Genomic DNA, 13438 nt, shown 5'->3' on the forward strand with positions numbered 1-13438 from the left:
ATAGACAAAATGAATACAGAAATTTATGAAAAGTCATTTTTTGAAAAGAAAATTGTAATAAAAAATGAAATAATTTATTATTTTGAAGATGATGATTTGAAAGAAGCTATTTATGTTGAAAAATTTCATAAAAGAGTTATTGAAACAGAGTATGTAAACAAAGAAGGACTTAGTCTTTTTTTGGAAATTATCACACCAGAACCAAATTACAAAATTAGAGATAAAAATAAGTATAAAGAGTTAATAAAATATAAAAAATTGAAATTTTTAGATGGAAAAGAAATAGATGTAAGTGAACTAGATAATTATGAGTTCAAAAAGCTGGCAGATTATATCGAAAGTTTGAAAACAAAAAGGCTGATTTTAGATGAACAGAAGTTTCATATGAAAGATGAATTGATAAATGAGTGGATTTGGAATTATGATTCAAGAAAAATAAGTAGAGAAAAGCTTCAAGAGAAATACGATGAGCAGATAGAAGACAATGAGGCACGAGAAAAATTTTTATCAAATTATGAGAAAAAAGTTTTTAAAATTAGAAAAGCTGAACTTTTAGACGATTTTAAAAAGAATTCTGGATTTGTAAATTTTTTAAACCTATCGTTTACAGAAGTATTTTATTATGTTTTAACATTGGGAATTCTTGCATATATAAAATTTTTAAATCTAGTTATGGTAGTAATAATTCTTTTTATAATAATTGTAAAATTTCTTATTAAAAAAAATAATTTGAGAAAAAAGTTGGAAGCATTGATTTACAGCATAACTTTTTATCAGGATAAAATAGTTATAGATACTGGAGATTACATTAACAGAATAAAAGTTGAGGAAATTATAAGTATGGCAGTGGATAAAGCGAGCAAATATAATTTGGAGTTTAGAATATCTAAGAAAAGAGAGGAGATATGCTGTAATTTTGGTATAACTTTTACAAAAATGGTAGATTATGAATTGATTAAGAGTGAGCAGAAGAAATTTTTGGAAATTTTGGAGGAAATACCAAAATGGTGTGTTATGAATAATATTGAATTTAAAATAGAAAATTAAAAGATCAAGGGGTTGATTGAGATGAAAAATAGAACAGTAAAAGGGGTAATTTTTGTATTTTTAATTTTTGGAATATTTTCTTGTTTTAAAAAGGGGCAGATAAATCAGGAAATTGATATAAATAAGGATGAAAATACGATTTTGGTAGCATCGTTTAATGCATTACGGCTTGGAGAGAAACAAAAAGATTATCGGACATTTGCACAGATTTTGGCAAAGTTTGATTTAATCGGTCTGGAAGAAGTTATGAATGAGAAGGGAGTTAAAAAAACGCAAGCATACTTGGAAAAATTGACTAAAGAGAAATGGGATTATATTATTTCGGAAAATTCTGTAGGAAGTGAGAATTATCGGGAATATTTTGCATTTATTTATAGGAAGAGCAAATTTTCTGAGGCAAGAGGGCTTGGATTTTATAAGGAAAAGGATGAGAATGAGTTTATGAGAGAGCCGTATGGTGCTTATTTTAAGGCTGGAAACTTTGATTTTGTATATATCATTGCACATTCGGTTTTTGGTGATAAGGAAAAGCAGAGACTGCTTGAGGCGGCAAATTATGTCAATGTTTATGAATATTTTTCTAAATTGACAGATGAGGATGATATAATTATCGCTGGGGATTTTAATACGCCTGCTGACAATATGGCTTTTAAAAATATGACTGATAAATATAACGTCAGGTATATTTTAAATCCTGAAGAAAACTTGACTACACTTTCAGATAGTAAACTTGTAAGTTCTTATGACAATTTTTTCATAAATTTTGAAAAAACAAAAGAATTTACTGGAAATTTTGGAGTTTATAACTTTATAAAAAATAATAATTATGCTATAATAAAAAAATATGTGTCAGATCATTTGTTGATATTCTCAGAATATTCAACATTGGAGGATTTAGATTAAATAGATTTATTAAAGTTAAAAATTTATTTTGTTAAGGAAAAAATATTATTAAGTAAACTGAAACTGTTGAGAAAATCTAAAAAAATATCAATGAAAAAGAAAGGAAATAAATGAAAGAAAAAGTATTGAATAAAAAGTTTGTTTATAAAAAAGTGCTTAATATTGGGTTGCCTGTAGCAATTGAAAATATGATTTATGCACTTATGAACTTTGTTGATATGTTTATGGTGGGTAAAGAGATTGTGGCGCTGGGGCTGGGGACAGTTGCTGTTGCAGGATTGGGGTTTGCAAATCAGATGTTTATGATTTTTATGACTTCACTTTTTGGGATGAATAGTGGTGGTGGAATTTTGGCGGCTCAGTATTTTGGGAACAAGGATTACAAAAATCTGAAGAAATGTCTTGGGATAACGATAATAGTGGGATTTTTATTTTCGTTGCTATTTCTTTTCGCAGGACTGTTTACCCCAAAACTTGTAATTTCAGTATTCACAAATGATAAAAAAGTTATAGAAATAGGGGCTTCATATTTACGTATAGTAGCGTGGACTTATCCACTTGTGGGAGTTGGTTTTGCCTTTAATATGCAGCTTCGTGCAATAGGGAAAACCAAATATTCATTTTACTCAAGTGTAATAGGGCTTTTGATAAATGTAGCCATAAACTATATGTTAATTTTTGGACATTTTGGATTTCCTGCGATGGGAGTACGTGGTGCCGCGGTTGCAACAGTTATTGCGAGAATTATAAGCACTTTTTATATAATTTATGTGATTTACAAGTTAAAATTGCCAATTGCAGGGAAAATAAATGAATTATTTGATTTGTCGATGGAATTTTTTGTAAAAGTTATGAAAATATCGCTTCCTGTTTTTATTCATGAAATATTGTGGGTACTTGGTGCAAGTATGTATGTAATGATTTTTGGAAGAATGGGAACAAATTTTGCGGCTGCAGTTCAGGTTGTAAAATCAATTAGCAGTCTTGTATTGACATTGTTATTTGGACTTTCGAGTGCAACTTCGGCTATAATTGGTAACGAGATTGGTGCTGGAAGAGAAGAAAATGCTTACGACTATTCGATAATTTTATTAAAGGTGGCTGTTATTTCAGGAATTATTATAGGAGTAATTGTTTTCATTTTCAGTCCATTTATCCTACAGCATGTAAACGAAAAAAGTTATCCGTTAGCAAGGGAAGTTGTGAAGGCGGAAGTATTTGTAATTTTTGTAAAAGCAATAAGTTTACAGCTGTTAGTTGGAATTTTACGTTCGGGAGGGGATACGCTCTGGACAATGTTTGTGGACTTAATTCCACTTTGGTTTGTTGCTATTCCAATAACATATTTTTCTGGATTACATTTAGGATTTCCAGTTGTAATTGTGTATTTACTTTCGTGCAGTGATGAAGTTATAAAAATATTTCCGTGTGTATGGAGATTAAAGAGCAAGAAGTGGATAAATAACCTAGTTAGTTAGAAATTTGGGTAAAAATAAAAAAGGATGATTAATATAGAGAATAAAAAAAGATGAAAACAGAAATTAGTTAATGGATTAAAAATTGAAAATACAGAAAGTGTGGAATATTTTCAGAAATTTATAAATTTTGGTATATGGAGTGGATTGGTTTGCTTGGGATAGAGTTTTATAAGAAGAGATTCAAGATGGTTAGATAGAAGATATGATAGATTATAAATTTTATAGAGAAAATGGAGGAGAAATTTGGTTTGGATTATCTATGGATTAGGAATGATATGTGTAATATTTTTATTTTGTCAATATAGAAAAAATTTTTATTTATGGGAATATATTTATTGGAATCACAAAAAAAACAGAACAGAAAGAAGAAAAAACAAAAAAATGGATACATTATTTTTAATTCTATTGCTTTTATCCAGCATAAAAATATTTATTTGGTTTAAAAAATTTGATCTTGTTTTACCCGTGATTTTCACACAATTTTTGCTTATGTTTTTTATTTTATGCTTTTTAAAAAATTTGTTATACCTAATAACACAAGATGATTTTAGTAACAAAAAACTTATTATATTTGGTGTATTATGGATTGTATGTTTAGCGTTAATAGTAGGGGTTCTTAATCTTTATTCTCAAGAAGATGTAACAGCAATTAGAATAACGAAAGGGAATATAAAAGAATTAGAAAAGGGAAGCATAAAAGTATTTTTTAAAAATAGTTATCATAATTTTTTTATTGAGAGAACTGACAAAAAATTATACATTAAAAAAGATACTTTATTTAATAACTATAAAATAAAAAAAACATTAATTAATAAAGAAAATAATGTATCTTTAATTGTAAAAAAAATCATTTCAGAAGATATATTAAGTAAAGCTGTTCTTGAACATATGAAAGATATTCTTTTGAAGAAAATGCGTTCATTTTTATTTAATCAAAAAACTATTATTAATCCTTTAAAAATATCATTTGAGGAAGAAGTAAAACAAGGAGAAATTTTATTTATAAATAATGAAAATTCAAGAATCTTAGATAGTAATGGAGAGGAAATAAATCATAAAATAAGTATAGAAGGTAAAATAGTAGTAATAGGAAATAATATTAAAAATTATATATTTTTAGATAATAATTTAGGATGGAATTATTTAAATGAAGCTAAAAAAATAGGAATAGAAGAAGATAATTTTGATATCAATGTATTAAATTTAGCTCTGTTTTTATTTAGTGTATTATATTTCTGGCTAAAATTATATGGTAAAAAAAGTTCAGAATATTATAATAAAGAAATTATAAATAAAATAAAAAATACGTCTATTCTTTTAGATAGAAATAAATATGATAAATTTTTAACTTTATCTATGTTTGGATTAACAATACCAAATATTTGGAAAATAGTAACAACAAAAAGCATTGGAGAAATGAATTCATCAATTTGGACAAAAATAGATGTAATTTACATAATTTTATTTAGTATTTTACTATTTTGCTTAATAACTTCTAAAGAAATTTCTGAATGTGTAAAAGAACTAGAAAATGAGAAAGAAGGATATATAGAATATTATATTTGACAAATCATTGCAAAAAGAAAGGAGAGTGAAATCTTTTCAAAAGTTATAAAGATTTCTAAAAAAAATGAGTTCAAGGAGAAAAAAGTATTTATTAATTGGTATTTTAACAGCCTTTACAATTTCATGTTCCACAATAAAAACTCCTCCGCTTGGAGTAAATTATAAAGGTCCGTTGCGGGATAGTGATAATGTTGAGTTTCATTATGATTTGACTTATCTGGATAAGGATGGAAATATTCGGTATGACAGGCAGATTTGGGAGGCGACTTACAAGATTGTGGATGAAGCAAAGGATTATCTGATTGTAGAGATGTTTTTGTTTAATGATATTTATAATAAGGATAAGGAGCATTTTCCAGAGTTTGCTAAGGAATATACGAGAAGGCTTATTAAAAAGAAGATGGAAAATCCTGATTTGAAGGTATATGTGCTTTCAGATGAGAATAATAATTTGTATGGGGCTTTTGAGCATCCATTTATTACGGATATGAAAAATGCTGGGATTGATGTTATAATGGTGGATATTTTTAAGCTCAAGGATACGTTTCCCTGGTATTCGCCAATTTGGAGAACTTTGATAGAGCCTCACGGAAATCCACAGGGGAAAGGATGGATTGGGAACTTTTACGGGTCTATGTGGCCTAAATTGACTTTGAGAAATTTATTGAGAGCATTGAATGTAAAGGCGGATCACAGAAAAATATTTTTAAATGAGGAAAATGTTGTAGTTTCAAGTGCTAACATTCACGATCCGAGTTATTTTCATGAAAATGTGGCAATATCAGCTAATGGAGAAATTACTAAGGATGTTCTGCACGGATTACAGCTTGTGGCTGAATTTTCAGATGGGAAGATTGATGTAACTGAGAAACAGGAAAATAAAATAAATAACAGGCAAATTGGAAATTTAACGGAAAATCAGACAAGTGAGACAAATAATTTTTCTGAAAGTGAAATTGAAAAGCAAGTTAAAGAAATTGAGAATAAGAAGAAAGAATTTGTGGAAGAGGAAACGAGAAGATTTGCACAAACTGGAGAACTTCCTGAAAAAAACCAAAATTCTGAAAATGAAAATCAGAAAAATGGAGATACAATTACCAGATTTGATGATGAAAATAATAAATATCAGCTGCAGTTTGTGACAGAGGCAAAAATTGGTGAGCATCTGGATAAGGATATCGACAGTGCGAGAGCTGGGGATGAAATACTTATGGGTATGTATTTTCTAGCTGATAAAGGTGTTGTCGATAGATTGATAAAAGCTGCAAATCGTGGTGTGAAAGTTCGGATTATTTTTGACAGAAGCAGAGATGCTTTTGGAATGAGTACGAACGGGCTGCCTAACAAACCTGTTTCTAAGAAATTGAAGAAAAAAACTAAAAATAAAATAGAAGTGAAATGGTATTTTACAAATAATGAGCAATATCACACAAAGATAACACTAATCAAAAAAACAGATGGCAATGTTATAATACACACAGGTTCGGCTAATTTAATCAAAAAAAATATACGTGGTTACATAATGGATGCTAATTTCAGAATTTTGACAAATAAAAATTCCAAGTTAACAAAGGATATTTATACATATTTTGATAGATTATGGGAAAATAAGGATGGCTTATTTACTATAAACTTTGATGATGAGCCAACTACTAAGGCGAGCACAGATTTTATGTATAAGATATTGGATGCGACACAATTAGGATCGTTTTAGACATAAAAATTGGTCAAAAAATTTTAATTAAAAAATTATAAAATAAAAAGAATTTGAAAGAGAGGAATGAGCAGTAAATGAAAAGAAAAATAATGTTGGCAATGGTAATTTTAGCTATTGGGATGATGTCGGTTTCTTGCTTTAAAAAGAAAAAGGATAAGAAGAAAGATAATCAGCAGACACAACAACAGCAACAAAACAAGGATATCAATACTGATATATTTAACCTTGGAGGACAAGCACAAGGAAATCCTGACATAAAAAACTTAACTCCTGAGGAGCAGCAACATTTAATCGACAATCAAATTGATCCAGTAAAAGTTTCAGAAGCATTGACAAAAGCTCAAAATGGTGATAAAGAATCAATTATGTCACTTGCACAACTTTATTACAATTTAAAAGATATGGATAAAGTGAAACAAATTTTACAATATGGTGTAGACAAAAACTATCCTGAAGCAATTTATAATTTAGCTGTCCTTTATAAAGAAGAAGGAAATACTGCTGAAGCAAACAAATTAATTGCGAGACTTCCTAAAGGGTCTAGAACAAATGCTGGCGGACATCAAATGCGTCAAATAAAAATGCGTCCTGGTGCAGAAGCATATAATAGAGGTGTTGACTTAATAAAAGCAAAAAGATATAAAGAGGCAAAGGCAGAGTTTGAAAAAGCGTATAATGCAGGAATAAAAGAGGCAGATATACGTGTAGCACTTTTAAATAAAGAACTTAAAAATGATTCAGAAGCAGTAAAATGGTTCCAAAAGGCTGCAAATCGTGGTGTAAAGGAAGCTAATTATGAAATTGGAGCAATTTTGTATGATGGTGGAAAACAAACTGAATCACGTCCATACCTTTTAAAAGCATATAATGCTGGAAATAAAGGGCTTGCTATGCCAATTGCAATGTCGTATCATCAACAAAATAATATGACAGAAGCTTTGAAATGGTATAAAATAGCTGCTAAAAATGGAGATAAAAATGCTGCGGCTACTATTGAAAGAATCGAAAAGGGCGGAGTAGTTGAAGAAAAGAAAAATGATAAACAGCCAAAAACATTCCTAGGAAACGGGAACTCGTCTCAAAGCTTGACAGAAAGCACTCTTAATGACGTAAAAAGTAAAAGTAAAGCAGAGGAAGCTTCAAAAGTTGAAATTAAAGCTGAAAAACCAAGTACAACTAAACAGCAACAACCTGCACAAACGGCAAAATCTGATGAAAAATCTTCAGATGTAAATATTGATGAAATTATGAAGAAAAAAGCAGCGGAATACAATAAATAAAAATATAGAAAATAAAAATTTTTAAATATTGACATTTGTAAAAAAATAGTGTATACTTGTTTTACAATAAAGTTATCTGAAAATCAAACTTAAAGTTATAATACAATTTAATAAACTTATCAAGAGAGATACTAGGGAACGGCCCATTTGAGTATCCAGCAACCTGTAAATACAAGGTGCTAAGTCCGGCATATGAATGCGAAGATAAGATTTTTTTCTCTTCCTTTCTAGGAAGAGTTTTTTTTTTAAAGTCAAAAATATTTTATGCATTAAAATTTGAAATTATAAGTTTTAAAATTAGTTATTGTAGGTTAAGTTATGTTTGGAGAAATAAAAATTAGGAGGAAAGAAAATGGCAAAAAAAATTTATTTTACATCGGAATTTGTATCACCAGGACATCCAGATAAAATCTGTGATCAAATTTCAGATTCAATATTAGATGCTTGTCTTGCGGATGATGAAAGTTCAAGAGTAGCGTGTGAAACTTTTGCAACTACTGGTCTTGTAGTTGTAGGAGGAGAAATTACAACAAATACTTATGTGGATGTCCAGAAGATTGTTAGAGACAAGATTTATGAAATTGGATACCGTCCAGGAATGGGATTTGATTCTGACTGCGGTGTGTTAAATACTATTCATTCTCAGTCGCCTGACATTTCGATGGGAGTAGATACAGGTGGAGCTGGAGATCAGGGGATTATGTTTGGAGGAGCAGTTAATGAAACTGAAGAATTAATGCCTTTGGCACTTGTGCTATCACGTGGTATTATACAAAAATTAACTGAAATCACAAGAAATGGAACACTAGCCTGGGCAAGACCGGATGCAAAATCTCAAGTTACATTGGCGTATGATGAAAATGGCAACTTATTGAATGTTGACACAGTTGTACTTTCTGTACAGCATAACGAAGATGTTACAAATGAACAAATTGAAAAGGATTTGAAAGAGCTTGTGATAAAACCTGTGTTGGAAAAATATAACTTGAATATTGAAAATGTGAGAAAATTTCATATTAATCCAACTGGAAGATTTGTAATAGGAGGGCCTCACGGAGATTCTGGACTTACTGGAAGAAAAATTATAATTGATACTTATGGTGGATACTTTAGACATGGTGGAGGAGCCTTTTCTGGAAAAGATCCATCGAAAGTTGACAGATCGGCAGCTTATGCAGCAAGATGGATTGCCAAAAATATTGTTGCGGCAGGTTTTGCTACAAAATGTGAAGTTCAGTTATCTTATGCGATAGGTGTTGTTGAACCTGTGTCAATTCGTGTAGAAACATTTGGAACTGGAACAGTTGAAGAAACAAGAATTGAAGAGGCTGTTGCAAAATTATTTGACTTAACACCAAATGGAATTCAAAAATCATTAAACTTGAGAAAACCATCATTTAGATATCAAGATTTAGCGGCATTTGGACATATTGGAAGAACTGATATTGATTTACCTTGGGAAAAGCTGGATAAAGTTGAAGGATTAAAACAAGAATTGGGAAAATAATTCAAAAATAGGGAGTGAATAAGTCACTCCCTTTAACTTTTTATTCATTAGAATATTTTTCAAAAGCCTTTTCAAATCCAATTGTATACATATCAAAAAAGAAATTTATATTTTTTTCAGGAATATCGCCTAACGCTTTCATAACATTTTTGGCAAAATGAAGAGGACTGTCGCCTCTTGCAGTTACCATCTTTCCATCAATTACTGATTCTGTTTTCACAAAATTTTCAGAATTTGTATAATTTTCATTATCTTTTATTTCAGCAAGATTGTTTACAGTATGTTTGCAGTCATTAAGGAGTGTATTAGTTGCAAGGAAATAAGCAGCATCACAAATTGCCCCAACAACTTTATTTGGATTATTCTTAAATTTTTTAACAAGTTCAATGATTGTGTAGTTTGTTTCAAAGCTCTGATTTCTCCAAGTTTTTCCTCCAATTAAAATCAATCCGTCAGTATTGTCTTCTGTGATTTCTTCTAATGTCATGTCAGGCAGCATTTTTAAATTACCCATTGATATTTTAATATCCTTATCAGTTGAAGCATAACTGACTGAATAATTTTGAGTTATATTTTCTTCATTTAATGCCGAAGCTAGAAATGCAGTTTCCCAGTCTGCAAATTCATCTAAAATTAAAAAAACTATATTTTTCATTATCATTTTGTCCTTTCTTAGTTGCAATCAATTTTCTATTTTAAAACCAAATAAAATTATTTTGTTTTTAATAGTTTAATTTTTTGTAATTTTTTGAAGGAGTAATAACTGTTTCATGATTTTTATTTTTTTCTTCCCATAAAAGTATTAAATTCATCCATCCCAGCTGGTAAGTAATCATTTGAACAGGACTTTTGTCAACTTCATCTACAAAAGTATCTTTATTTTCATCAGTAATTTCTGAAAATTCATTAATAAATAATACAGCTCTTTTATTTATTTCATCTATCAATTCTTTTTTACTTGAATATCCTTGCATAATTTTCTTCCTATTCTTTAACAGGCTGTCTTATCACTGTCTTCATCTTATTCACATCTGCCTTTCTTGGATCGCTCAAATAAATTTCATGATGATATCTTTTTTCTGTTAATTCTATATTATATCCATTATTTTGTGCAAATTCATTCATTCTTTGGATAGTTTCAGGTTCATCATTGTAGCTTCCTGTATGCATACATTGTACACAAAGTCCTTCGTTATAGCTGAAAAATTCAACTTTTGAAAAATCCTTTTTCTTTTTCTCAGTTGCACACTTTATAGCCCATTTTACATCTTCCTTTTTAATAAAATCAGGCACTCTAATTAAAGAAATCCAGTTAAATAATTCCTTGTTTAACATATAATTTTCATGCTTTACATTTTCCTGCCACCAAAGTCCTTCCAACGGAGGGACAACATATTCAAAAAATCCTTCAATTTTATATTGTGTCCTGTAACTCATTTTAAGGGTATAGGCAACTCCGTATAACATTTCAACAGCTTTTTGATATTCCCCTTCTTTCTCATTGGGATTTCCTTTTCCCCGTACTGCTATAAAATTCATTTTAGGAATTTCTATAATTTCAGGTTTTTCTGACGGTCGATAAAATTTTTTAAATTCCTTTTTAAAATCAAATGCCATAATTATCATCTCCTAGTTATTATTTTATGCTGATATAAATGTGAATTTCTGTATTTTCATAATCATTACCTGCTATATATTCTTCAAAATCATAGGTATAATTTCTTATATCAGATTTTTCTTTCCCAAATTTTTCCCAAAATTTATACCAAAATTCTCCAACAGCTTTTACAGGATCACCAAAAATCACAAATTTTGCATATTTTCCTTCAGGAATTTGTATTTTTATCATCTTTTCAGGAATTTCATCAATTTTATTTTTTACTTCACAGCCTGCAAGACAGTCATATGAAAATCCATTTTCGTTATTGTAGTTATAATAAACTCCCATAAGATTACCATTTTTTCTATCTTTTACATTTTTCACACCTTTTTCAGAATATAAATCTTTCCATAAATTCCAGATTGTATCATGTGCTGTTTTCTCTTCCTTTATTCTAGCCTTTAATCCAACAAGAGTTTTTTCTTTAATTTCTACTATTTCATATTTCATAATTATACCACCTTTTTTATCAATTTTTATTAAATCAATTATAGCAATCATAATATGACAAGAGTATGTCATATTAAAAAATAAAATTTTGAAAATAAAAAATATGACAATAAAATATTGTCATATTTATTAATTTTTATAATTTATCTCATCAATTCTGGACCGTAACCAAAACCAAGATATTTGTAAATGGCATTATTTATGGTGTAATCTTGAATTACGCCCCATGTATTAGGGTATTTTTTTACATATACTTTAATATCGTTTTCCATATATTGTAAATCATTTCTTTTAACTAATTGCAAATAAAATTCAGAACTTTTTTCTAGCAGAAAGCTTTGGTACTGTTTATTGTTCATTTTTGAAATTTTTTTCTTTTCTTCGTTGCTAATTTTTTTTATGTAATTTTCTAATTCAGAGGCATGAGCTGTAAAATTAGGACCTTTGATATGCACAGTTAGGACAGCTGTACCATTTTTAATTTCGGCATTCAATACTTTGTATGAAATTTTTGAGTTTGCGATTATTAAGTAATCTGCAGAATTTTTTAATGATTTATTTGTCTGACTTGCCGCAATATCTTCTAAATTTTTTTTACGTTGATTGCTTACATTTTTTCCCAAAATTTCATTTGTACCTTCCACAGAGTTTGTAAAAACATTTTTCTTGACATTTTCAGGATTTGTGTGAAATTTCATAAAATCATAAAAGCTGTTAATTACGGCTTGTTTTTCATCATTTGAAGTATTATTTTTAGCATTAGAAAATCCAAAGATGCTAAAAAATAAAAATGTTACTATTAAAAATTTTTTCATTTGCAACACTTCCTCTCGTTTTTAATATTTTAGAAAATTATAACATTTTATTCTTGAAAAAAACTTTGAAAAATATTTTCCTATTTATAATTTTCCTTCATTTTTGCAATTTTTTTAAACAAAATTTTCTTTATTCTCTCTGGCTTCCTTACCTTCAAATGTTCTCCAAAAGATAGAAGATAGCCGTAAATCCATTCATTTTCAGGATATTCCATTATAATTTCAAAATCGCCATTTTCCATTTTGTTTATACTCTCTTCAGAAAATTCATCATAGACACGGTATGCTTGTGATTTATCTATTTCGACTATGATTTTTACATTTTCTACCGTACTTTTTTTGTTATTTATTTCAAAGTCTTTTATTGTTTTTTCAAAATATTTGTTTGTTAAGGTTAGATTTTTGATTCTTGTTATTTTAAATTGACGAATATCATTTTTTTTGTGGCAATAGGCAAATAAGTACCATGCTTTTTCTTTAAACCATAAATTTAAAGGGTCTGCTGTTCTTTCATAATGTTCGCCTTTTGTGTTAAAATAGTTAAATTTTACGGTTTGTTTAGTTAATATTGCCTCTTTAATTTTTTCAAATAAAGCACCATCATCACAATTATATCTTGAAAAGTCTATTTTTATCCAGTTGTCTGACTTTTTGTTAAAAATAGTGCTTAATTTTGAAAGAGTTTTATTGTTGTTAGGATAATTAGTGGCATTTAAGCTTTGAAGTGCATAAAGTATTTCATTTTGCTCGTCTTGTGAAAATAGCGATTTATTTATGATGTAGTTATCCATCAGCTTTATTCCGCCAGATTTTCCCCTTTGAAAATAGACTGGAATACCAGCAGAAGAGAGAGTGTCAATATCTCTATAGATTGTTCTGACTGATACTTCAAAATGTTCGGCAAGTTCTTTTGCAGTAATAGTCTTTTTTTCAAGTAATAAATAAACAATTTCAAATAATCTGCTGATTTTCATAATATTTTTACTCCTCTTTATATTACTTAGTTTTTATAAAT

Annotated in this window: 13 protein-coding genes and 1 riboswitch; of the genes, 7 read left to right on the forward strand and 6 right to left on the reverse strand. The window is 28.8% G+C overall.

What is annotated here, in order from left to right; translation table 11 throughout:
• Positions 1-9: 9 nt before the first annotated feature.
• The 7 genes from ACZ5B9_RS06535 to metK all read left to right on the forward strand — a co-directional run bounded on the left by ACZ5B9_RS06535 (position 10) and on the right by metK (position 9498).
• On the forward strand, positions 10-1047 hold the full coding sequence (locus tag ACZ5B9_RS06535; RefSeq protein ID WP_464421653.1) for a hypothetical protein: 1038 nt from the start codon (positions 10-12) through the stop codon (positions 1045-1047).
• Between the two features lie 21 nt (positions 1048-1068).
• Complete coding sequence (locus ACZ5B9_RS06540) at positions 1069-1950, forward strand: endonuclease/exonuclease/phosphatase family protein (protein ID WP_464421655.1); 882 nt, start codon at positions 1069-1071, stop codon at positions 1948-1950.
• Positions 1951-2060: 110 nt separating this feature from the next.
• Complete coding sequence (locus tag ACZ5B9_RS06545) at positions 2061-3428, forward strand: MATE family efflux transporter (RefSeq protein WP_464421657.1); 1368 nt, start codon at positions 2061-2063, stop codon at positions 3426-3428.
• A 381-nt stretch (positions 3429-3809) separates the two neighbouring features.
• Positions 3810-4994: a hypothetical protein gene (locus ACZ5B9_RS06550; protein WP_464421659.1), complete on the forward strand. Its 1185-nt coding sequence runs from the start codon at positions 3810-3812 to the stop codon at positions 4992-4994.
• A gap of 64 nt (positions 4995-5058) precedes the next feature.
• Positions 5059-6708, forward strand: a complete 1650-nt coding sequence (locus tag ACZ5B9_RS06555; RefSeq protein ID WP_464421661.1) for a phospholipase D family protein — start codon at positions 5059-5061, stop codon at positions 6706-6708.
• Positions 6709-6785: 77 nt separating this feature from the next.
• Entirely contained in the window at positions 6786-7991 is a 1206-nt protein-coding gene (locus ACZ5B9_RS06560; protein ID WP_464421663.1) for a tetratricopeptide repeat protein, read from the forward strand.
• A 113-nt stretch (positions 7992-8104) separates the two neighbouring features.
• A riboswitch (SAM riboswitch) is annotated at positions 8105-8202 on the forward strand.
• A gap of 141 nt (positions 8203-8343) precedes the next feature.
• Positions 8344-9498, forward strand: a complete 1155-nt coding sequence (gene metK / locus ACZ5B9_RS06565) for a methionine adenosyltransferase (protein ID WP_464421665.1) — start codon at positions 8344-8346, stop codon at positions 9496-9498.
• A gap of 40 nt (positions 9499-9538) precedes the next feature.
• Here metK and ACZ5B9_RS06570 read toward each other — a convergent pair whose 3' ends face one another.
• From ACZ5B9_RS06570 to ACZ5B9_RS06595, 6 genes are all read right to left on the reverse strand, one after another.
• Positions 9539-10153 carry a DJ-1/PfpI family protein gene (locus ACZ5B9_RS06570; RefSeq protein WP_464421667.1) on the reverse strand — a complete coding sequence of 205 codons (615 nt, stop codon included), beginning with the start codon at positions 10151-10153 and terminating at the stop codon, positions 9539-9541.
• A gap of 67 nt (positions 10154-10220) precedes the next feature.
• Entirely contained in the window at positions 10221-10472 is a 252-nt protein-coding gene (locus ACZ5B9_RS06575; protein WP_464421669.1) for a ClbS/DfsB family four-helix bundle protein, read from the reverse strand.
• A 10-nt stretch (positions 10473-10482) separates the two neighbouring features.
• On the reverse strand, positions 10483-11115 hold the full coding sequence (locus ACZ5B9_RS06580) for a GyrI-like domain-containing protein (protein ID WP_464421671.1): 633 nt from the start codon (positions 11113-11115) through the stop codon (positions 10483-10485).
• A gap of 19 nt (positions 11116-11134) precedes the next feature.
• Positions 11135-11608, reverse strand: a complete 474-nt coding sequence (locus ACZ5B9_RS06585) for a GyrI-like domain-containing protein (RefSeq protein ID WP_464421673.1) — start codon at positions 11606-11608, stop codon at positions 11135-11137.
• A gap of 143 nt (positions 11609-11751) precedes the next feature.
• The gene (locus ACZ5B9_RS06590) at positions 11752-12423 is read right to left on the reverse strand and encodes a hypothetical protein (RefSeq protein ID WP_464421675.1); all 672 of its coding nucleotides are present in this window, start codon (positions 12421-12423) and stop codon (positions 11752-11754) included.
• An 80-nt stretch (positions 12424-12503) separates the two neighbouring features.
• Positions 12504-13397: a helix-turn-helix transcriptional regulator gene (locus ACZ5B9_RS06595; protein WP_464421677.1), complete on the reverse strand. Its 894-nt coding sequence runs from the start codon at positions 13395-13397 to the stop codon at positions 12504-12506.
• Positions 13398-13438 lie beyond the last annotated feature (41 nt).

The organism is Leptotrichia sp. SK-5 (assembly GCF_055387215.1).

Coding starts and splice junctions, on each gene's coding strand:
- ACZ5B9_RS06535 (WP_464421653.1), top strand. CDS start 10: ATGAATACAGAAATTTATGAAAAGTCATTTTTTGAAAAGAAAATTGTA.
- ACZ5B9_RS06540 (WP_464421655.1), top strand. CDS start 1,069: ATGAAAAATAGAACAGTAAAAGGGGTAATTTTTGTATTTTTAATTTTT.
- ACZ5B9_RS06545 (WP_464421657.1), top strand. CDS start 2,061: ATGAAAGAAAAAGTATTGAATAAAAAGTTTGTTTATAAAAAAGTGCTT.
- ACZ5B9_RS06550 (WP_464421659.1), top strand. CDS start 3,810: ATGGATACATTATTTTTAATTCTATTGCTTTTATCCAGCATAAAAATA.
- ACZ5B9_RS06555 (WP_464421661.1), top strand. CDS start 5,059: ATGAGTTCAAGGAGAAAAAAGTATTTATTAATTGGTATTTTAACAGCC.
- ACZ5B9_RS06560 (WP_464421663.1), top strand. CDS start 6,786: ATGAAAAGAAAAATAATGTTGGCAATGGTAATTTTAGCTATTGGGATG.
- metK (WP_464421665.1), top strand. CDS start 8,344: ATGGCAAAAAAAATTTATTTTACATCGGAATTTGTATCACCAGGACAT.
- ACZ5B9_RS06570 (WP_464421667.1), bottom strand. CDS start 10,153: ATGAAAAATATAGTTTTTTTAATTTTAGATGAATTTGCAGACTGGGAA.
- ACZ5B9_RS06575 (WP_464421669.1), bottom strand. CDS start 10,472: ATGCAAGGATATTCAAGTAAAAAAGAATTGATAGATGAAATAAATAAA.
- ACZ5B9_RS06580 (WP_464421671.1), bottom strand. CDS start 11,115: ATGGCATTTGATTTTAAAAAGGAATTTAAAAAATTTTATCGACCGTCA.
- ACZ5B9_RS06585 (WP_464421673.1), bottom strand. CDS start 11,608: ATGAAATATGAAATAGTAGAAATTAAAGAAAAAACTCTTGTTGGATTA.
- ACZ5B9_RS06590 (WP_464421675.1), bottom strand. CDS start 12,423: ATGAAAAAATTTTTAATAGTAACATTTTTATTTTTTAGCATCTTTGGA.
- ACZ5B9_RS06595 (WP_464421677.1), bottom strand. CDS start 13,397: ATGAAAATCAGCAGATTATTTGAAATTGTTTATTTATTACTTGAAAAA.